This is a genomic window from Microcoleus sp. D2_18a_D3 (genome assembly GCF_036702455.1).
Taxonomy (GTDB): domain Bacteria; phylum Cyanobacteriota; class Cyanobacteriia; order Cyanobacteriales; family Microcoleaceae; genus Microcoleus.
In genome coordinates this window covers 1-22,505 of record NZ_JAUBTK010000087.1, presented here as the reverse complement: position 1 = coordinate 22,505, position 22,505 = coordinate 1, and the positions used below count along the sequence as shown (strand labels likewise).

Annotated in this window: 12 protein-coding genes and 1 CRISPR repeat array (1 of these 13 running past the window's edge); of the genes, 2 read left to right on the top strand and 10 right to left on the bottom strand. The window is 45.5% G+C overall.

Going from position 1 to position 22,505, the window contains the following annotated elements:
* Nucleotides 1–492: a CRISPR direct-repeat array (repeat unit 36 nt; unit sequence GTTTCCATTCAATTAGTTTCCCCAACGAGTGGGGAG) (it extends 835 nt beyond the left edge of the window).
* A gap of 184 nt (nt 493–676) precedes the next feature.
* The 7 genes from cas2 to QUB06_RS28305 all read right to left on the bottom strand — a co-directional run bounded on the left by cas2 (nt 677) and on the right by QUB06_RS28305 (nt 7,950).
* A complete protein-coding gene (gene cas2 / locus QUB06_RS28335) occupies nt 677–967 on the bottom strand; it encodes a CRISPR-associated endonuclease Cas2 (protein WP_333438113.1) in 291 nt (96 codons plus the stop codon).
* Nucleotides 948–2,375: a hypothetical protein gene (locus QUB06_RS28330; RefSeq protein WP_333438106.1), complete on the bottom strand. Its 1,428-nt coding sequence runs from the start codon at nt 2,373–2,375 to the stop codon at nt 948–950. Before QUB06_RS28330 ends, cas2 begins: the two co-directional genes overlap by 20 nt.
* A gap of 71 nt (nt 2,376–2,446) precedes the next feature.
* On the bottom strand, nt 2,447–4,171 hold the full coding sequence (locus tag QUB06_RS28325) for a hypothetical protein (RefSeq protein ID WP_333438105.1): 1,725 nt from the start codon (nt 4,169–4,171) through the stop codon (nt 2,447–2,449).
* Entirely contained in the window at nt 4,164–4,592 is a 429-nt protein-coding gene (locus QUB06_RS28320; protein ID WP_333438104.1) for a hypothetical protein, read from the bottom strand. Before QUB06_RS28320 ends, QUB06_RS28325 begins: the two co-directional genes overlap by 8 nt.
* Nucleotides 4,593–4,595: 3 nt before the next feature.
* On the bottom strand, nt 4,596–5,429 hold the full coding sequence (cmr4, locus tag QUB06_RS28315; protein WP_333438103.1) for a type III-B CRISPR module RAMP protein Cmr4: 834 nt from the start codon (nt 5,427–5,429) through the stop codon (nt 4,596–4,598).
* Complete coding sequence (locus QUB06_RS28310; protein ID WP_333438102.1) at nt 5,429–6,415, bottom strand: CRISPR-associated protein; 987 nt, start codon at nt 6,413–6,415, stop codon at nt 5,429–5,431. The genes cmr4 and QUB06_RS28310 overlap by 1 nt, the downstream gene beginning before the upstream one ends.
* Nucleotides 6,391–7,950 (bottom strand): Cas10/Cmr2 second palm domain-containing protein, encoded by a 1,560-nt coding sequence (locus tag QUB06_RS28305; protein ID WP_333438101.1) that lies wholly within the window; start codon nt 7,948–7,950, stop codon nt 6,391–6,393. Before QUB06_RS28305 ends, QUB06_RS28310 begins: the two co-directional genes overlap by 25 nt.
* A gap of 249 nt (nt 7,951–8,199) precedes the next feature.
* Between QUB06_RS28305 and QUB06_RS28300 the strand changes: the two genes are divergently transcribed.
* Nucleotides 8,200–9,381 (top strand): WYL domain-containing protein, encoded by a 1,182-nt coding sequence (locus QUB06_RS28300; RefSeq protein WP_333438100.1) that lies wholly within the window; start codon nt 8,200–8,202, stop codon nt 9,379–9,381.
* A gap of 223 nt (nt 9,382–9,604) precedes the next feature.
* Here QUB06_RS28300 and QUB06_RS28295 read toward each other — a convergent pair whose 3' ends face one another.
* Complete coding sequence (locus QUB06_RS28295) at nt 9,605–14,152, bottom strand: response regulator (protein ID WP_333438099.1); 4,548 nt, start codon at nt 14,150–14,152, stop codon at nt 9,605–9,607.
* An 856-nt stretch (nt 14,153–15,008) separates the two neighbouring features.
* Nucleotides 15,009–18,110: an MFS transporter gene (locus QUB06_RS28290; protein WP_333438098.1), complete on the bottom strand. Its 3,102-nt coding sequence runs from the start codon at nt 18,108–18,110 to the stop codon at nt 15,009–15,011.
* A 539-nt stretch (nt 18,111–18,649) separates the two neighbouring features.
* Here QUB06_RS28290 and QUB06_RS28285 point away from each other — a divergent pair.
* Nucleotides 18,650–20,029 (top strand): 2-polyprenyl-6-methoxyphenol hydroxylase-like oxidoreductase, encoded by a 1,380-nt coding sequence (locus QUB06_RS28285; protein WP_333438097.1) that lies wholly within the window; start codon nt 18,650–18,652, stop codon nt 20,027–20,029.
* 235 nt (nt 20,030–20,264) lie between these two features.
* Here QUB06_RS28285 and QUB06_RS28280 read toward each other — a convergent pair.
* Nucleotides 20,265–22,505, bottom strand: a 2,241-nt coding sequence (locus QUB06_RS28280) for a choice-of-anchor D domain-containing protein (RefSeq protein ID WP_333438096.1), incomplete at its 5' end; no start/stop codon positions are given.

The window sequence follows — 22,505 nt, the reverse complement described above, 5'->3', positions numbered from 1 at the left end:
CGTCAACCGTTTCCATTCAATTAGTTTCCCCAACGAGTGGGGAGTCTTTGAGGAATCTGTACAACGATCCTGGTTCACTAGAGAAGTTTCCATTCAATTAGTTTCCCCAACGAGTGGGGAGTTTCTAATTCATCCAATCTAAAAGAAGTCTCTATAGTTTCCATTCAATTAGTTTCCCCAACGAGTGGGGAGTTGAGAAAGAAATGTTAGAAGCTATTCAACAAGCTAAAGTTTCCATTCAATTAGTTTCCCCAACGAGTGGGGAGTACTTTTGAATATAAGGAAGAAGACCTACTCCACCATTACGTTTCCATTCAATTAGTTTCCCCAACGAGTGGGGAGGTTAATGACTCATCCAACAGAACGAGTAGAATATGTAGAGTTTCCATTCAATTAGTTTCCCCAACGAGTGGGGAGAAAAATGGATATAACTCACTACTTACTAGAGCTAAACGAGTTTCCATTCAATTAGTTTCCCCAACGAGTGGGGAGTCCTCCACATTAAACCTCATACAGCGCAAGATGTCTACAGGCAGTTTGCGAGGGGGTCGAAAATTTTCCTGACAAACGCCGCCCATCTCCGGATCAAAATCGCTGAAACCCTTGTCCAGCAATATATCGAGGGGGTAAACCGCAGAATCAGTATTTTAGCGATTTGCGTACCCCCTCGCAAGTTTCAGATAATCACAGACTTCGGCAACTCAGTAATCGATGGGCCCACACCCCAAGTTTCCACCTGACTCAAGGTATGACTCGATAGCGGATAAAACCGGATACTGTCCTCTGTCAAAACCAGCAGTCTCCTAAGTCTGTTCTGAAGTTCCGTAAACTTCCTCTTACTGAGCACGCATTCAAAAGTCGAATATTGCACCCAAGTCCCATAACCTTTGAGCAAATCATGTACCTTTTGACGGCGTTTGTTATCCGTCGAAAAAACCCGGTTTCTTTTATTTTTGCAGTTCGTAATGTGCGATAGACTTTTCTAATTCATCATGCACTTTGGCCATCAAACTCGCCGACTTTAACGAAACAAACTCTTGCTGTGAAACAAAATTCAAACAGCCTAAAACCCTAGCTTCCCATTGTTCTCGACTATCAGTATTCCAAGCCTTGAACACGTCTTTTTCCTGCAAGCCACGCAAGGAATGAAAAATAAAATTTCTTTCATCCATAGTATTAGCAGCGACTACTTGAATGTGAGAATTTTGATTCCATTTATCTCGATCTGAGTTTTCAAGTAAAGTAAATAGTGATTTACCAAACAAACCCACACTATGGTACTTATCATTTTTATTTGCATTAAACCAATGCCGTAAATTTTGAGGCAGATTTACATCATGGATATATGCTGTACTTGGTTGATTGGGATTAGAGTATTTAATTTGTGGCTTATACTTTTCTAATGCCCATTCTTTGATCGATCCTTCCACAGCGCGAAAACTGTGAAATAGAGCCTCAACGGTGTTACCCTGTCTAAGACGGATAACTCCTAAATAAGCAGCCTCATAGCCAGTCCACCACCACTGATTCAAACGCTCCTTTGCAACATCTCCCCTAGCCTTACCAAAATCTTCAAACTTAGCAAAATTCCACTGTACAGCCATTGCTAATAAATCACGAATTTCCAGCAATAGCGGATCGGAAGAATCTTTCCAGTAAGGTTTTAAAAGGCGCTCTACTCCCAAATAGTCATAACGACTCAATAGCGCTTTTGCTTCTTGAACTTGCATCCCCTGCAAATAAGTAGAGCTTTCTATGAAATCACCCTTTTTGGCTAAATCTGGTTCATACTCGTTGCTAACCAAAAACTTGACTTTTTTACCAAACTTTGCTAATGTTTCAAATTGAACCGCCGAAGAAATAGCTGGAGTTCCAGCTTGATGACTGACATAAAAGTTTGCACTTTTATCTAAATCCAAACTAGACAAAGCTTGTTGAACCAGAAACAGTGCTTTATTCCAACTATCTAATCCCTCATCTTTGGATTTAGGTTTCAATTCTAAGTAATCAATGGATTGAACTTTAGGAAAGTTTTTCTGAAAATATCGTTCAAATATCGGCTTGAGCGTGCAAGTATCCTGCCAATAAGGACTTTTCTCTAATCTCCTATCTTCCTCATCAAAAACCGCTTCCTGATCGGTCACAATCAAAATTATTTTGTCAGGATTTGTTTTACCTTTCTCTAACAGCTTTGCCGAAAAAGCATCAAGAAGCGGAAAGTGCAAATCCTGATAATATTCATCTGTTAACTGGCTGCCATAAACCATCCCCATCGCTCTAGCTGGTACAATGAAAGGTTCGTCATCATCAGTATTCGGCGGTCGTGTAGGTACAAAACGGCGATCGTATAATTGACTTCTGACCTTTTTGAACAAAGTCCCCCAATTGTCATCAGTTTTGAGTTTGACATCGCTGCTGCCAGTTGTCACAATCCAGATATTCATAATTATTCCTCAGTTGGCCAAAGTTTGATAAAGTCGCTCTGATTCTGTAAAAACTCAAGAAAATCTTGAGTCTTGTCCGATTTATCTGGAAAAATGGTCAAAAGTTCTACATACTCTTGCCTTTTTTGTCTCAATTCTCCCGTTCTAGTTTTGTGATAGCGAGGATACATTCGATGCCAAATGCGACCAATATTATTGAGTTGTCCCGTCAAATCAGTTTTCTTAATTAACTGACTTCCTGAATATGCACGGTGAAACCAGTAAATTGCTTCGCTGCTGTTTTTGTCCTCAGCAATTCTTCCCCAAACTTCTACTTTATCGGGATGCCAAACTTCGCGCCAATCATTAGCGTGACGGCTTGGTTCTAAATTATTAACTTTTAACCATTCTATTGCTCTCTGCTGACCCTCTGCCAGAAATTTAGTAATGTTTTTGAGGTCATCACTAGCAGCCGTGACGTACAAATCCTTTGAACTTTCATTAAACTTCCAGTGACAGCCGATCGCGGGTTTGTCATTTTTCTTGAAATACTCTGGGAAAAACAGGCTATGATCGGCTCGCCGCCACGACTTGCCAAAACCGCCAAGCAAGAGAGAAAATTTAATTAAATAAGTGACAAACTTTTTTAACTCCTTCTGCGGATACGTATTATTTAGATTCAGAATGTCCAGCCTTCCTGCCTGTAAATCGTAGGTAGGCATGACAACCGGATTCCTCCGCGGATAATATGTGTGTTCACCAAAATCGAGCTCCTCAGCAGTAAAATTAATCCCCAACTGCCCAATAATTGCCCCTGTATCATCGCCTCTTTCACCAATTCCTCCCCAAAGTTTCTTCGTTAACAGTTGCGTTGTATTAACATCCGTGACCCCAGCCAACAACCGCAAAGTATGACCCCGCAGGGCAGCTTTAAACATATTGTGCCGAAATTCTGGGGTTTTATTCAGCAGTTGGGACGTTAACCCGCAGCCGCTCAAATTGACCGAAAGTAAGATGCGATCGGCACTTTTGACCTCTGCCATGCGGCCGTAGCCTGCACTTACCCTAGAACCAATTCCGTGCCCTAAAGCTTTTTCCCAAATTTGCCAAATTTCGTCCCATTCTTGTTTTCCAAGCTGCTTGTTGCTGGAAATACCAAATTTTAATTTACACTGATAAAGCGAGATTTGCACGTTAGCGCTGGTGACGGCATTTTCCATCACTTGGCGCTTTTGCTGAGAGTGAACGACATCGACTAAACGCTCTTTTTCTCCCCAATACATATCAGCGGGGAAGCCGCCGTGAAAGCGTAAAATTCCCGGTTTTGTAGTGCGCTGTCCGTCCTCTACAACTTCTCCTCCACAATATTTTTGTCGCTTTTCTGGAGGACACGATCGCCAAAAAGCGCCTTTCATGCTAGAACCAGGGTAAAATGGCAAACCTTTGGCGCCAATTATGGGTCGAATTACGTCTTCATCTTGTCCGCTGTTTGTAACTAAACGCCAGCTAATTGTGTATGGTTTTGTTTCCACTCCTTGCCCGAATTCAGGCATTTTTACGGGTGATTTAGTTCGACCTCGTTTGTAGAGGGGAACGCTTTCATCGGCGCTTTCGGGGACGGGAGGACAGCATTCTAACCATTGTTCCACCCACTCAGAAGCGGGACCAGCATCGCCGGCGTACTGAATTTTGCCCCTTCCTTCCAATTGAGAGCGAAACATCAAAGGAACGCGATCGCTATCACTCATCTTCTTCACCTCCATTATTGCCATTATTCTTAGTAGGCTTATAACGTTGAGTCCACCACACCATACTGTCACAAAGTTGAGTCAGCACAGCTATAGCTACTTTACGCTGTTCTACAGGAAAATCCCACAATTTATTGGCCATAATTTTAATGGCTGCTGTATCGTCAGAACTGACATTATCATTGGGAATTTTAACACCCGCATTGGCCATAATTTTGACTAGCGCCTTCCAAGTATCCCGCCAATAATCAGCTTTATCTTGATCTTTGATTAACCGAAACTGTTCTCCCCAAAATCTCTCTAAACCGTAAGCAACTGCAACGCGCATTTTGTAGGCTTGATTGAGAGCGTCTTTTTTGTCACGATATTTGACAACTAAATCGTGAGCCTCTTGGTCTAATTTGTAAGATTCCCAAGCCATAAATTATACCTCCTTTAAAGTTAGATAGCAGTGACCGAAACCAATTGATTCTAAACCGCCGAGATAAATGTCTGTGCCAGTAGAAGCGCCAAAAGGTTGCCATGTCTCTTGGTTTTCTTTGAGGGCGATCGGAAATACTAAAATTGTGCCTTCTGGCAAAGCTTCTGTATTAAAGAAAGCTCCTTTTTTAGCCTTTTTTTCCTCTTTGTCTAAAGCAACTCGACTCTGACGATATAAGGCCATATCGTGAATCATGGCAATTTCATCGTCAGCCACAACAACGGCTGGCAATTCCTCTCCTAAAGGAAACCAAGCAGACAAATCCTGAGTTGTCTCAACAGTTAAAAACCCAAAGTTAAAAAATAGCTTTGGTTTGCCATTTATGTCGAGAGCTTTTAAGGTTTGAGAACCTGTATAATTAGCTGGAGGTTTAGCTGATTTGAGAGATGTACCATCTTTTAGCTTGACATAATCTCCAGCAATTCGCTGATAGCGTTTCAGCAAGCGAGGACAAGTTACCCAGACAATTGGTTGACCGGGACAAAATACTGGCAACCACAGCAGCGAAGCATATTCAAACTTAACTACAGACTCAGTGGTACTGTCTGGTTTCCCGGATTCTGCTTCCTGACCGTACCATTTATTAGCTTCAGCTTCTCCCAGACTACGGCGGATTTCCGATCGCAATCTGCCCCGAATCGAACTACCGGGAATAATGCCAGTTTGAGTAAACTGGTCGCGGAAAATTAAGTTTAAGTTGCCGCTTTCTTCACCCGCCGTTGCTCCCACATGAACAGGAGCAAGGGTTTCAATAATACCGTAAGCTTTTTTGTACATTATTCAACTCCTTGAATTTCAATGGGCAAACACAAACCGCATCCAACTTGTTTCAGACTAAAACCTTCTTTTGGAAACCAATTTTCGGGGAATTCCCACCAAGTTTTATCTAAAGGTTCTCTGAGAAGGTAGACAGTTCCGGGAGGAACTGCATAGCGTCCCCGTCCCATTTGTCCTTTCGCGCGGTAGCGATAGGAAATGGGTTTATCTGTGAGCATATCCGGTCGTTTTTGGGAGAAATCGTCATTTTTAGGATAGCGGTATGAAAACTTGTTAGAACCCCAAACTCCCGGTGTTATCAAAGCAAATGAGCGCTGAATTGGTTGGCGTAAAAGTTTGACAATTGGACTGTCATCATCCAGTAGAACGCTCTTGATTTCTACTAAATGATTTTCGCCACCAAAGCGATACCAACCATCTGCTAAAGGATGAGTTGAGAGATAAACCAGACAATATTCATCATCCATCTGCACGGAATTTTCCAGAAACAAACCATCTTCTGCTAAAGTACAGCGTTCGTCATCTTTTGTTTTGGGGTGCAAGATGGGGACGTATTTCCAAGGAATATCAGCAACATCGCCATTTTTCTTAATGGTAGCAGTCTTATTTACCCAAGAATTAACGGTTTGCCAGCTATACTCAGGATCTAAATCTTCAGATTCGCGATGCCATTTCCCCGATTGCATTTTCCATTCATCCACGCCTTTTTTAGAAATAATTTTGTGCCAAGGAATGGGGACGTAAAAGTATTCAGGATCGTCTGATTTTGCCCAGAAGGGGCCAGCGACAAACAAATTATCACTAAGTTGTTTTGGAGAAATATAGGACTTAACTTTGTTGGTGCTGAAAAATAGACCGGAGAGAGTAGCTGCTTCTGGAGGGAATTTTGCCCCAGAACGTCCGACTAGATTTTCGGGCGATAAAAATCCGCCAGAACTCCCGTACATAAATCCTAAAGGACTTATAGTGATGAGATATTTGAACATAGCTGCCATCCCACATTTATTAGGTCACTAATCCAGTAAATAATTTGTTTGGATTTTTCTGAATTTGGGTAATCGCCGACGATGGGCTTCCAGTTTTTTTCTAAGTTCTTCTTGTCTTGAAAGTAAAGTTGAAAAAGAGCCAAAGCTAATTCATCATCGGCGCTGTTTTCCTTGGGATTAAAACTAATAGCATGACGATTTTTGAGATGAGCTAAATCCTTGTAAACATGACTCCAGTTGGGCTTTTGCTCCCAGCTTTTGCCGTCGCGGTCTTTGTATTGTTTGAGAATGTGCAAATAATCCCAAGGACAAGTCCACTGCACGTATTGACCGCTGTTAAAAACTACTCGAATTGTAACGCGATCGCGCCCCAAACTTTTCGCCCGTTTTTCGGCTTCCCGACAGTGTTGAAGAATATCTCGCTGCGGCACACTATGACCGGCCCAAACAAAACCAACACTTAGGTTAATATCCTGTCCGTGCTTTTTCCATTCATCGGACAATCCCATTAACCATTCTAATGCCTCTATAGGTTCTGGGGGCTTTTCGGGTTTGCTGCTGTAAATTACACCGAGGAAGTCGTCACCGCCGGCATAAACAATCCGCCCTTGGTCTTTGGGGAAATTCTTGATAAAATTTTCTCCCCAAGCCCGCATGGCCTCGCTAAACTTTTTTAGACCTTCATCTCCTTCTTTTTGAGCAATTTCCTGAAGTTTTTTGCCAACTTTATCGCCATCTCCCATAAACCAGCCAGTCCAGTGTTCTGGTTCACGAATAATGTCACTAAATCCTGCTTCAAGCGGAGATATCCCAATGTTTCTAGCAATATCTTCGTTGCGAGTAACTAACCGCTTGACTAACTCAGGAATGCTCAATCTTTCATTAGGTGCAAGAAATTTTCCTTCGGGCTCGCCATCTGGCGGAAGATTTTCTAAGACACAGGAAAGACGTTGATAGAAATCCTTAAGTTCAGCTTTTTCTGTATCGGATAGCTGCCGCCCTGGTTCTCGATGTTCTAAACCTAAACGCGGCCAGGCGATCGCATCTGTGCCAGTCAAACTCGAACTGTCGCCAATCCAGTTAATTGCCGTCCAATCACGACGCAATTTGCGAGTTTCTAGATTCTTCATCGCAGATTCTATCGAATCTCCGTGTCCCCAAAATATCTCCCAAGTGTACAAACCCCATCGCATCCACTCTTGCTGCCAAAAGTATTCCTCTTTAGGAGGTACTTCTCGTTCTATCCAAACTCGACATTCATTTAATATTTCTTGCCATGACTTCTGAAGGGTATTTGTCACGTCATTCCTGGAAAATTCCCCTTTGCCTTTCAGAAGTATCCGATTGGGCATTCCTTTTTGGATGTTCGGGGCACCCGGAGAAATGACCTTTAAACCTGATTTTTCGGCTTGCTTTACTAGCTTGTAACTCAGATAAGACAGAATCAGTGAAGCCCCAAATAAATCTCGGAGTTTGCGGGATTTCTCGATAAAGCCTTGAACGGGGGCAAAGGCGATCGCAGTGTATGCAGGCATAAATTCAATTTTAAGGCGGGCAATGCCCACCTGAATGCTGCTGGTAGTGTCCCAAGTCGCTAACTGCTTAAGTTCTACTCAACTCAATATATCAGCCGAGCCAGCTTCATGTCTTCAGATTCACAATATTTATCAAACTTTTTGCGAAGCCTAAAGCTCTGTCAATATATAGTCTCTCAACCTTTCTATATTTTTATGTCAATATTGTCTTTTACTTGACTTTTCAGCATTTTACCCCATCCACCCATCATGGCCAAAAAACCAACCCCTCACCCCTACGCCGACAAACTAACGTTCGATCGCATCATGCTCCTCATCGCCACATTAGTAAACCATCCCGGAATCGGACACTCCGACACCGAAACATCCGACAGTAAATATCACGATGCTTTGCTAGAAGTTCAATGTCAATTACAGAAAATTGCCGCCGAATTTAACATCGAATTTCCCGAAAACTATCCCGCAACTCCCACAATTCGCAAAGATTTAGAAACTTTGCGCCACTACGGAATCCTCGACAAACGAATGTATCGCTTCGGATATTATCTCGGTACCGGCGCAATGAATCGCGAAGAACTACTATTCGCATTTCAAGCAATAGCATCTCAAGCCAAATATCAAGGAAATCCCCAAGCCCGCCAAATTTGCGAAAAACTCACTAAACGGTTGCGCGGACTAGATATCGAACTCAAAGGTAAATTGTTTTATCCCGTTCGCGAACACCTAAATCGTGCGATTATCTACACCGATCCTGTAGAAATGCTCGATCGCCAAGAATATCGGAATACCCTATTTCACAAACTAGACATCGTAGAAACAGCAATTGTTCGAGGTCAGGCGATCGAACTTTACCGTCAAAGCGATTATTACGGTAAAGGCAAAGTCGGTTTCCGGCGCATCTGGCCCCTGCAACTGATCTATCACGATATCGCTTGGTACCTGATTTGCGAATCTTGCAACAACGGGCATTTGAGCGTAGAACGGGTGAATCGCTTTACTGACTGCTGCGAAATTATCGATGTAGAAGGGCGTGGTATAGCCGTACAGGAACAGCGTTTGAAAATAGCTCAAAAGTTGTTAAAAAACGGCTGGGGGCTGTTCTTGGGCAATCCAGAGCAACAGCAGGCCGAATTGGAGGGAACGTTGAAGTTGCAAAAAGTGAAAGTGCGGTTTTTTGAGAAAGTAGTTGGATTTATCTTAGAGGGCGATCGGCGGCATCCGCGACAAAAAAAGATTAAGGAAGGCCCAAGGGATAGTTTTGGCAAAGTGCTTTATGTAGATTATCAGATCGATTTGCCCGATCGCTCCTTGAACGAATTTAGTCTGTGGGTGAACAGATATATGGATAGCGCCCAAGTGCTTTCCCCGCCGAGTTTGGTAGAAAAACACCGACAAGCAGCGAGAGATTTAGCCGATCGATACAGCTTGTAATCGTGGCGGCGGGTTTTATCAACCATCACTAGACTTCTTGCAAAAGTCCTTTCGATCAAATTTTCGGACGGGCTCTCCGGCCCATCCCACAAGAGAAAAAACTTTTTGTGGGACGGGCCGGAGAGCCCGTTCCAGCTATTTTTGCAAGAGGTCTACTGCCTAAAACCAACCATATCAAAAACCCTCCCCCACCCACGAACAATAGTTAGTTATCAGTTGTTAATTATTCTGTCATTGTTTCGCTGTACTGCCTTTCTATTTTCAACGCCGTTTCGACTCTTTGATACTCCGCCTCAACCTCTTCTAAAAGCGCGCAGGCCGGATCAGGTAAAGACTGGTTAGCATTTGTGCCGATGCGGCCCATGATTTCGAGTTCCTCGCACAGCTCAAACAAGCGAAAAGCACCGAGAGTACCGCTAATCGACTTTAAAGAGTGAGCCGATCGCCGCAAAGCCAGCGGATCGGCATTGCACAGAGCCATAGAGATGCCTCGCAGCAGTTCGGGAGCTGTTTCGAGGTAAATCTCGATCGCCTCGTCCAAAGCTTCCACTTCTCGCAGTCCCTCTATAATCTTGGGACTTAGGGAATCGTGCCCCTCTGACAAAGCCCGATCGAGATTTGATGCACCCCACTCGACGACTCCGGGCGAATTGGGAATTGTCTGTTGTGGATTTCCCGCAACAGCCACATTCGATCGCACTTCTAATTCACTCGTTCCTTCGATCTGTTCCGCCTGGGAGTCCAAACAAACAATCGGCTGCAGACGATCGAATGCGGAGTTCGATCGAGATTTACACGCGATCAAAGCTCGCACCAACTGGTCAATTGCGATCGGCTTGCTCAAATAGTCGTCCATCCCCGCAGCCATACACTCTTCGCGATCGCCCTGCATCGCATTTGCCGTCATCGCCACAATCCAAGGTCTTGTCGATTTTCGATTTTCGATTTTCGATTTTCGATTGTTAGATTCCTCAGTCGATTTGGGATTTTCGATTTTCGATTTTCGATTGTTAGATTCCTCAGTCGATTTGGGATTTTCGATTTTCGATTTTCGATTATTAGATTGCTCATCAGTTGCGGAAACTTCTGATTCTCCCGTGGGATTTTCTACAGTTAAATCTGCTGAAAATTGCTCGCGGATGCGGCGGGTAGTTTCCAGTCCGTCCATTTCCGGCATTTGCACATCCATCAGCACCACATCGTAAGGCTGGCGGCGCAAAGCTTCGAGCACTTCAATACCATTTCCCGCCACATCCGCGCGGTACCCCATCCGCTGTAAAATTTGCAAAGCCACCTTCTGATTCACCAAATGATCGTCAGCCAACAGAATCCGCAGGGGTAAGTTCTCGGCCAGCACGGGTATGGTTTGCAAGAAAGACCCGGTAGTGCGCTGCCCTTTAAATTCAGTTGTCTGTTCTCCAAAAATATTGATTAAAACATTGTAAAGCTGAGATTGTTTGATGGGTTTATTCAAAAAAGCAGCAAAATCCATCTCCATAGAAGGGGGGTTAATTTCTTGCCTGCCGATCGAAGTTAGCATCACTAACGGCAACTTTTCGCAATCAGGATACCGCCGAATTTGCGCCGCTAAAGTCAACCCGTCCATTTCCGGCATTTGCATATCCAAAACTGCCAAGTCAAACATCTCTTTAGCAGCCAGCCAATCTAAAGCCAAACGAGCCGAAGCTGAAGCCCTAGCCACCATTCCCCAAGACTGAGCTTGGAGAGTCAAAATTCTGCGGTTGGTAGCATTGTCATCGACAATTAAGACTCGCTTGCCAGCTAATTCAGGTTGAGAATTGCTCAAGTTAAGTGGTAAGGAATTCTTGCAGCCAGAAACGATCGTACTAAAATAAAAAGTAGAGCCAACGGATTTCGTATTTTGGGCGATCGGCTGGTTGCTGAGTACAGATTTGCCATAGCCATATTTTTCGGCAATTTCACAAGATTCTGCCCATCCCAAATCAATAACTGCCGATGATCTAAAATGGGCAGGAGGATTGCCCGCGACACTACCCATACTTTCCACCCACATCCTGCCGCCCATCATTTCGGCCAAACGCTTGCTAATTGCCAAACCCAATCCGGTACCGCCGTACTGCCGGCTCGTTGAAGAATCAACCTGGCTGAAAGATTTAAATAGCCGATCCATGCGATCGCTCGGAATGCCGATACCGGTATCTTTGACCGCAAAATGTATTTCGTATGCTGGGTTAATTGCTATCGGTTCGCCAGCAATTAATGGCGGTTCTTTAGCCTTAGCCGCCGGCACTGAAATCTTTTTGGCAGTCACCGAAACCACCACTTCTCCAGCGTCGGTAAATTTAACCGCATTACTGAGCAAGTTGATTAAAATTTGCCTCAAGCGGGTGCTATCGCCGATCGCCGTTACCGGTACTGTACGATCGATCAAGTAACCCACTTCCAGTTTTTTTTCTGCCGCCTTAGCAGCTACCAAGTCTAGAGATTCCTCAATGCAAGTGCGGATGTCAAACGGATGTTCCTCCAAGTCCAATTTGCCCGACTCAATTTTCGAGAAATCTAGAATATCGTTGATTAGCGTCAGCAAGGCATCGCCGCTGCTGCGGATAGTTTCTACAAAATCGCGCTGTTCGCGAGTTAAGGGGGTATCCAGCAGCAAACCGGTCATGCCGATGACTCCATTCATCGGAGTGCGAATTTCGTGGCTCATGGTGGCTAAAAATTCGCTTTTGGCTCTAGTAGCCGCCAGTGCTTGATCGCGAGCTTTTGCCAAATCTACGTCTGTTTGCTGGCGTTCGAGTTCGCTTCCCACCCACTGAGCCATCAGTTTCATCAACTCTCTGTCTACAGCTCGAAACGGTTCTGTCACAGGATTCGGAGAAAAGAAGCACAGAGTGCCGTAAACTTCACCTGCCACCGTAACGGGAATGCCCATGTAAGCTTCGATGGGGAAAGCTCGATCGTGCGTGTTGAAGGAAAAACCCGAAAATCGCACCGACTCAAAGTAAATCGGTTCTTTTGCCATTGCCGTAGCGACGCAGAAAGTTTTTTCCAGATCGTAGATTTGGTCTTTGACGATCGACCCGTCGGGACACTCAACAGCCATTATTTGATAGTTGTCGCCTTGAATGCAGGACAAAATTCCCACGGACAGGCCTAAATGCCGACATCCCATTGCCAGCAGTTCTTGGAGGCGCAAATCAAATGTAGAGAGGTGGTTGAGCGGGTCTGTACGGGGAGCCGAAGTCACTTGGTACAAAGCTTTGATTGCAGCTTCGCTTTCTCGCAGTTCTTGTTCTGTTTGCTTCCGCACGCTGATGTCGCGGGAAATGCCGATAATTTCTTGGACTTCGCCTGTTTGGGGATCACTGATCGTGCGGCCGGTGGTTTCAAACCAAATGTATTTGCCGTCTTTGCGGCGAATGCGGTAGCTGACGGTGTAAGTAACTGGGAGTGCGAGGACTTTCCAGTGAGCTTTGGCAATGGTTTCTAAATCGTCGGGGTGAAAATAATCCTTGGGGACGCGGCCGATGAGTTCCGAAGGTTCGTATCCCAGCAAAGCCCTGCTGGCGGGCGAGACGTAAACAAACACGCCTTTGGGGTCGTGTCTGGTGATCATGTCGGTTGAGTTTTCGGCCATCAACCGATAGCGGTCTTCGCTTTCATTACGTTCGACTTGAGAATTGCCTAATGCTTCTAGCATTCGGTTGATGGCGTCGGCCAAGCTTGCGAGTTCATCTTCTCCTGCCATAGGAACTCTCAAGCTGGGGTCGCCGTTGGCTGCGATGTTGCTGACGCTGGTGCTCAAGGCAGCCAATCTCGCCAAGACTAATTTTTCTAGCAACAGCAGGGTGATGGCGCTAAATATTAAACCTACTGCCAGTATTGATAAGGTAAACAGCTCCAAGGTGGCCTGACCTTGGCCGTAGATGATGCGATCTGTCTCTACTCGCAGCAGCAACGCTAGGTTGCCGTGGATGTCGCGAATCAGGGCGTATCCTGCGACTAAGGTGTCGCTGAGTGGCTCGACTAAAATTTCTGCTGATTTGAGGTTGGAAATTTTGAGTTTGACATTTTCCAACTCCTGCCTCGATCGAGCCATCGCCTTGGCGCTGTGCCCGGAGTAGTTCGCGGCTCCCACTTTAAAATCTAAACTCGGCAATCTAAAATCCACTGACAGGTGAGTCAGTTCTGAAAGCAAACCGATTTCGGTGCTGTCGAGGTAGCGTCCCAAGATCAGCGTTCCCCGCGACGGGCCTTGGGCGTTGCTGTTGAAGATGGGCTTGGAGGCAATCAGCAGCCTGGCTTCTGGCAGGGTGAGGACGCCTGTTTTGGCGACGGGGCGATCGCCCTCGACTGTCGATGAGTCTAGTAGCGCCTCGGTCAAGTGCTGTTTTAAGCTTTCGGGAATCGGGATTTCGGTTTGGGATTTAAGGTCGAAACCTTTGCTGAAGATCGTCTTACCCTTCGAGTCAAGCAGCACCAATAAGTTTAGTCTTAAGTAAATAAATGTCGAATCGACGAAATTTGACTTGACAAAATTTTCGTTCCGTGTTTCGACGAAAGAGTAAGTATCGTCCCACTCGGCGTAATCTTGGGCGCTGGTGTCTAAATTCGACAAGTCATCATCTAATGCGTCCAAAGCCCGTGCGACATCCTGGCGGACGTACTGTGCCTCCAGGTTGTGAAAATCATGCAGCAAAATAGTTGATGCAGTGGCATACAGAACCACAATCAGGCTGATCAGCGCTGCACCGATGATTAATAGTGTTTTTTTTCGGAGTTGCATGGCGTCGCCCTCCTCACGGTGCTACTAGGCAACTAGCCAGGAGAGGTTTGAGACGTAAGTTGTTTAGCATTGGCTCGCGCAGGGCCTGCGTGTTTGGACTTTTCTGGGCTGACGAAAGCAAAGCCCTTGGTAGTTCCAAGGTATCCGGTATCTTGCCCCCCACAGTCAGTGTAGTATTTTCACAGCTTTAGTTCCCTATTATGCACAACCTATGACATACAAGTTATAACCTGACGATCTGCCTCTTCAAAATAAACCGCCGATCGAACTCAAAACAGTTCGCCTTTGATACTGACGCAGCCAGGGCGGCGGGCGGTTGGGAGAACAGGCGTGCTGGGTTGAGAACCCTAACTATATATTGTACCTAAAAAGTATTGAGGAGAGAGCGGACTGGCCGATCAAGTTTTGCCTGCCAAAAAAATCTCATTTCAATAGCTGTTTTGATTTTTGTCGTTTTATAGCAATCCTTGCAGGAGTGGTGGAATAGGCCCAAAAGCCTATCCAGCGTCGAACCCTGAACCGCGTTCAAAAATTGTGATAGCAGATGCCATGAATATCCGGCGACTTTTCATTTACATCCGAAAATAAAATATAAAACAATCAAAAAAATCAGTTTTTTAGTTTTCTATTTTAAATTAATCAAAACTGCTAATTAACATTTATAAATTCACAGTTTGCACAATCCTCAACAAACGGGTAGGAACGGGTTTAGCCATAACATTATTCAACAGTACCAACAAATTAATACAAACCAGTTCCTACTCCCCGATCGCATCCTTTACTAACATTAGTGCCTGATATCAGTAGAAACTGATATCAGGCACTATCTGCAATCCGATCGCAACTAAAGTCTTTTTTATCGGATGACTGCTAAAGCACCGGCGCCTGCTGCTGCTGCCGCCGAGGAAAGAGCCGTGAAAAACAGCCACCAAGAGGCAACTTCTGCCGCTTTCCGGGTTTCTTCGGCTTGTTTTTCGGCTTGCAGTTTGATGCTTTCGAGGCGAAGCTGCGCCTCTTGCTGCAAGCGTTCTGCTCTTTGCAAAACGGTGTTGCGGCTTCTTTCAATTTGGTCGATCAAGCGGTTGGCATCTGCTTCGGAAATGTCCTCGCGAGAACTCATCAATGCTACTAAAGTATCGCGGTTGAAATGACCAAGCCGATCGCGCAAAGCATCAAATCCGGCTTGCGGATCGTCAAATAACTTCCGCACGTCCCGCGTAATACCTTCGTAATTTAGTTCAGGGCGATCGAGCGAATTGAGGTAATCCCGAATTTTTCCGAGAATCCCGTCAATTACCGACTGAATACCCTCCTGGATTTTCTGAATTTGCAGTGCGAACTCATCGCGCACCGACAAAATTCCATCGACAATGCGATTGGCTTCTGCTTCAGAAATATCCGGCCGCTGAGACAGCAGAGAAACCACTGTAGCTCGATCGATGTGTGACAAGCGCTCGCCCAAACTGTAAGCGCCGACTTTCGGGTCATGCAGCAGCAGTTGCAAGTCGCGCTTGATGGCTTCGGGATTTAATTCATCCTTGCCCGTATTACGCAAATAATCTTCTAAAACACTCTGAAAATCCTGTACTTGGCTTTGCACCCGTTTTGCCAAACGGCGGGGCGCTTTCACAATCGAGCCGAGAGTTTCCTGCACTTGGTCGATAATTTGATTGACTTGTTCCTCGCTCAAATCTTGTCTCTGAGAAAGCAGTTTTACCAAAGTATCGCGATCGACTTGAGACAGGCGGCCACGCAGCGCTAAAGCTCCTTCTTTGGGATTTTCCAGCAGTTTTGTCAAATCCCGCTTAATCCCTTCAGGATTGAGTTCTGATTTGCCAGTATTGCGAAGGTAATCTGCAAGGGCGGTTGTGGTTTGGTCGTACTGATCCTTAGCTTTTTCGGCCAACTTTTGCGGCGTATGCAGCGCGCCGTGCCAATTTTCTTCAGTGCTGTCGAGAAGCTGATTTACTTGGTCTTCGCTGAGGTCTTTCCGCTGAGATAGCAATTTTACCAAAGTTTGGCGATCGAACTTAGAAGCTCTAGCTCTCAGGGCCCACATTCCCGCTTCTGGGTTATCCAGCAGCGTTTTCAAATCGCGCTTGATGCCTTCGGGATTGAGTTCTTCTTTGCCCGTAGACTTCAAGTATTCTTGTACTCTTTGCCACTGGTTGTCTAGTCGGGCTTGCGCTGCTTCTTGCAGACCTTTAGCATCTGCTAAAACTACATCTCGCGTCCTTTCCAACTCTTGAACAATCTGTTCTACTTCCTGGAATCCGAAGTTTTCGCGGCCTCGGAGAATTTGCACAAAACTGTCGCGGGTGTAAGGAGAAAGCCGATCGCGCAACTGTTCGTAACTAGCGTCGGAATCCTCTAAGATTTTTTTGAAATCCCTCCCGATACCTGCTGCTGTCAGTTCTTCTTTCGGCGTCAGCTTCAAATAAGTTTCTAGCCGCCACTGCAAATCGCGGGCTTTTTCTTGCTCCTCGGCAAAGATTACGGTTTGTAAAACGCGCTGTCTAATTGCTTCTAATTCCTGGGAAATTTGTTTAATTTTGTCTTGGGTAAAAACACCTCTACTTGCCAAGATTTCCGCAAAATTTGCCTGTTTGAGTTTTTCTAATTCGCGGCGCACTGTTCCCGGATCGGCTGTAGGATCGTAGAGAACGTCCCGAAATTCGCGCTCGATGGCTTGGGGGTTCATCTGCCACGAATAAGTGTTGAGTAGGTAGTTTTCTACGTCGGCACGAATTGGGCTGTAAGTTACGGGTTCGCCTTTGACTTGAGCGGTAATTTTATCAGTTTGCTGGGTAACTTTGTCTTTAGCTTCTTTGAGCTGACCGACTACTTTTTCAAGATCCAAGTCAGAAATATCTGTGCGACCCAATACTATTCCCATTAAAGCATTGACTGCCATTGTCGTTGCTTGGGACATCATGGTCGGGCTTTGTCCAGAATTTTGACCGCCCAGACTGCTGAGGGCTTTTTCTACCCTACTTGCCAATTTATCTGAGACCAAATCTCCCGATTTGGCAGATTTGAGATAGTCTACTAATTGCGCGATGCCGTCTGATGGCTGCCCTTGTTTTCCTACTTGTTTCCAAGCATCTTGGAGTTGGTCTACAATGCGGTTTACGTCGCGTTTTGATAAGTCCGATCGCGAACTTACTAAATCTACGAGAGTTTGGCGATCGAGATTCGGCAAATTTTCGGTTGCAATGGTTTTTAGTTGCGGATCGTTAAGCAATTTTTCAAACTCGCTACGCATCGCTTTGATGTCTAATTCAGGCGGTTTGAGGCTTTGGATGTAGTCTTCGACGTTTTCGCGCAAGCTTGTGGGGTCGATCGCGCTACCCAGTTCATGGCCCACTGCTGCTGCTGCTGCTTTGGCGGTGGCGACTACTTGGTTGCTGGCTGCTTTGGCGCCGATGGCCGAGGCTGCGGTGCCGACAATGGCTTGAAAGCCTGCTGTGGCGCTGTTGACGACGGAACCGATCAAGGAACCGACGGTGGTGGAACTCACCCAAACAAGCATTGAGAAATAGGTTGCCCAAACGACTAAACCGACGATGGCACCTAAACCGGGACTGCTAATCAAGCTGAGCTTTACTGCAAGCAAGCAAGCAAAGAATAGGGCGATGGTGACGGTAATCAGCGTCCAAGTGCCTACTTTTCTGCCGATGTGGCGGACTGGGGAACTGCCGCTATCCGACTGGTGGCCGTCGTCGTGGGATTGTCCCATGTACGAAAGACCTGCGGCTACTGATAAATTTGTTAGCAAGAGTTGGAAAGCGCAGGCGAGTACCACTCCAGCTATCAAGGCGATAAAAAATTGCGGCCCGGAATACAGGAGTGCTGCGTCTTCTGCTGTGTTTGTTGTAGTAGTCTGCTCTACTGGCACTTGAGCCAGCCAGAACCCGATGTTATACAGTTGGGGATTTATTGGCAAATTTTGATACATAGTATATTCCTCGTTAAGGAGTGGGTGCGCGCGCTCATTGGCGCAAGTTAACCAATGTATAGTTTTAGACTCATGCCCCCAATGGCAAGCATCGCCTTATTGTCGAGCTAAAGCATCCCCCTACAGTTGGAAGTGTAGAAATATGTCTGCGGCCGGCTGTCACTTTAGGAATAGTTGTGCTATGTAAATTGGCAGTTGTGAAGTTGTTAGTTCTCCGTTAGGAGTAAGGTGCGCGGCGGGAGCATCTCAATGAAAGCAGTCAAGCTAGAAATTGGAGTTAGGAGTCAGGAGTCAGGAGCCAGGAGAAAAGAGTCAGAAGGAAGAAGGAAGGAGCCAGAAGAAGTGTTTTTACAAATATGAGATGCTCCCTGCGCTGGGGCGCACCCGATATTTATAGTAGTAATGGTAAGTCTGAGTAAAATAATCGCAGAGGAAAATCTTGGGTCGATCGATATTAAGAGTCGGCACAGAAGCCCAGACAAATTGTTCACAATTCATCAACCAATGCCATAGCAAATTAGCTTTCAAGGAATTCTATAGTGCAGCGAGAAAGTCATGCAATTATTATTGGCGGCAGTTTAGCAGGACTGTTGGCTTCTAGAGTATTAGCAAAACACTTCGATCGAGTAAGTATTGTTGAACGAGATTTTTTTCCAGAACAACCCGCACCTCGCCCCGGTATTCCTCAATCCCGTCACCTTCACGTCCTTTTAAATCGGGGAAAAATCATCCTAGAAGAGTTTTTTCCCGGCTTGGAAAACGAACTGGTAGCTGCTGGTGCTCCTAGTGTAGATCCGAGGTCGATCGCGTGGTTTAGTCCGGCGGGTTGGGCCCCGCACTTTAGCCCGGATCTAAATGATTTAATTTTGTTCAGTCGGGATTTACTTGATTGGCAAATTCGCCGCCGCTTGGTTGAAAATACGAACCTGCATTTCCTCGAAGGAGGCAAAGTAACGGGGTTGCTGGCGAATGCCTCGCGCACGGAGGTTGCGGGCGTGTCGGTGCGTTTTCGCGATCGCCACAACCCAGCTAACATTCATGAAGAGAATTTGTATGCAGATTTAGTAGTCGATGCTGGCGGCAAAGTTTCCAAAACACCTCAATGGTTGAAAAGTTTGGGCTATGAACCTCCGCAAGAAACCGTTATCAATGCTTTTGTCGGCTATGCCAGCCGCATCTATAAATGCAGCGGTAAATTGTCAGACACAGCGCCAGTATTTGTGTCAACCGCACCGCCATTTCGCACGCGTGGCGGTGGAATTTTCCCGATCGAAGGCAATCGCTGGCTGGTGATTCTCATCGGGGGCGATCGCGATTATCCCCCTGCAGACGAAGCAGGTTTTCTAGAATTTGCCCGCACTCTGCCAACCCCGACAATTTATGATGCAATTAAAGACGCAGAAGCAATAACACCTATTTATAGTTATCGAGGTACAGAAAACCGTTTGCGCCACTACGATCGCCTCCCTCGTTACCCTGAAAACTTAATAATTATCGGTCATGCAGTTTGCGCTTTTAACCCGATATACGGACAGGGAATGACGGTTGCTGCACTGGATGCTCAGATGCTAGATGAATGCCTGCAAAAGCATAGAGAGCGGTATCCAGAAGGCGATTTAACAGGCTTTGCGCGACAATTTCAACAAAAACTAGCAAAATTACACACTATTCCTTGGACGTTTGCCATCAGTCAGGACTCTCGCTATCCGGGAAGTGAAGGTGCAAAACTAAACCTCACTACGCGGCTGACAATTGATTACATGGATTTGGTGTTAAAAGTGCTGGTCGGAGATGCTAAAGTTTGCCAAGCATTTTTGGAAGTTGTGCACATGATTGAGTCGCCGGCTGTACTTTTTCATCCCAGTATTGCGGTTAAGGCGATCGGGCAATTAGTCACCGGAAGGCAGAAGCAGAATTAATATAAAGAGTTTATACAGAATCAGGTTATTTTTGCCAAGTCTATTTTTTCACCGCTGAGGAAGGAAGATAAAGGCAGATGAATAGGAATTCATCTGCCTTTATTTAAGCTGATATTATGTCCGCTCGAACCTGCATGATAAAAGTGGTTTGTAGTGAGGACTTCAGTCCTCATACTTTTGTGAGTAAGCCCGTGGTTACTACAAATTTATAACGGTTATTGTAGCGGACATGATATCAAAATGTTCGGAAATCGTTGACAGCAATTAGGCTGGCGGTGACTCCGGTTAACGAAGCAATTACTTCTCCACTTCCCTTTAATTTAATCAGCGCGCTATTATTGTTTTGAGTTATTTCTAACTGGTTAAAAGTCAGACCTCCCGACAATCCGATGAAGTCCTGACCTTTGACAAAATCAGAGATAATATCGAAGCCGCGATCGACACCTAAGACAAAAGTATCGTTGCCCAAACCTCCGATAAGGGTGTCATCTCCTAAATCTCCCGACAAGAAATCATCGCCAACGCAGCCGAGTAAGGTATCATTATCTTCACCGCCGTAAATTGTATCGTTTCCTTCGCAGCCGTCGATTAAGTCCTTATTCTCGTTGCCGCTTAGGAAGTCATCTCCTGCACCGCCGCACAAAGTATCGTCTCCGAGTTGTCCGAAGAGAGTATCATTGCCTTCGCTGCCTAGAATTAAATCCTGACCTTTTCCGCCCAATAGGATATCGTTTCTTTTGCCGCCGTCGATAAAATCATTACCTCGATTGCCAAAGATTAAGTCATTATCTTCTTTGCCGTTAATTGCATCGTTGCCCTCATTCCCAAAGATAATATCTTCACCAAAATCACCAAGAAGGATGTCGTTTCCTTTGCCACCAAATAAGAGGTCGTCTCCTTTGTTGCCGTCAATGAAGTCATTGTCTTCATTGCCGTTGAAGATATCCTTAAATTCCCCACCAAATAGGTTGTCGTTGCCAGTTAAAGCATCAAAGATATTGGGACTGTTGCTGCCAAAATATGCGTCGTTTCTAGGAGTACCAATTAGAAGACCGGGACGACCATTGATAATATTATCAATTTGTTCGTTGGGTTTGTTGAGATTGGGATACTCAATTTTATCGCAAATGCACTCTGTATCGGGAATGTTAACAGGCGTAGGCGTGGGTACGGGTGCTGGAGTTGGAGTCGGTACGGGTGCTGGAGTTGGAGTCGGTACGGGTGCTGGAGTTGGAGTCGGTACAGGTGCTGGAGTTGGCGTGGTTACAGGTGCAGGAGTTGGCGTGGTTACAGGTGCAGGAGTTGGCGTGGTTACAGGTGCAGGAGTTGGAGTCGGTACGGGTGCAGGAGTTGGGGTTGGAGTTGGTGTGGTTGTGATTGTGGCCGCTATGGGGAAATCAAAGGGATTTTCGTCACTATCATCATTGACAAATTGCAGCGTACCTGATTTATTTCCGGCTGTGGCTGTATCTACTTGAACTTGCAGGTTAGTTGTACCGCCGGCGGCGACAGTTGCAGGTAAGGTTCCGACTAAGCTAAATCCTGTTGGTAGGGTAAGGTTGCTGAGGTTTAAAGCTGCTGTACCGAGATTTTTGACGGTAAAGGTTTTGTTGAGAGTGCCGCCAATTAATGCACTACCAAAATCAATTGTACTTGTTGTACCATCTACTATATCTGTTGTGCCGTCTAATACTTGGATTTCCGGTAATGGTGTTGCTGTGACTGATGCTGAAATCGCGAAATCAAAGGGATTTTCGTCACTATCATCATTGACAAATTGCAGCGTACCTGATTTATTTCCTGCTGCTGTCGTATCTACTTGAACTTGCAGGTTAGTTGTACCGCCGGCGGCGACAGTTGCAGGTAAGGTTCCGACTAAGCTAAATCCTGTTGGTAGGGTAAGGTTGCTGAGGTTTAAAGCTGCTGTACCGAGATTTTTGACGGTAAAGGTTTTGTTGAGAGTGCCGCCAATTAATGCACTACCAAAATCAATTGTACTTGTTGTACCATCTACTATATCTGTTGTGCCGTCTAATACTTGGATTTCCGGTAATGGTGTTGCTGTGACTGATGCTGAAATCGCGAAATCAAAGGGATTTTCGTCACTATCATCATTGACAAATTGCAGCGTCCCTGATTTATTTCCTGCTGCTGTCGTATCTACTTGAACTTGCAGGTTAGTTGTACCGCCGGCGGCGACAGTTGCAGGTAAGGTTCCGACTAAGCTAAATCCTGTTGGTAGGGTAAGGTTGCTGAGGTTTAAAGCTGCTGTACCGAGATTTTTGACGGTAAAGGTTTTGTTGAGAGTGCCGCCAATTAATGCACTACCAAAATCAATTGTACTTGTTGTACCATCTACTATATCTGTTGTGCCGTCTAATACTTGGATTTCCGGTAATGGTGTTGCTGTGACTGATGCTGAAATCGCGAAATCAAAGGGATTTTCGTCACTATCATCATTGACAAATTGCAGCGT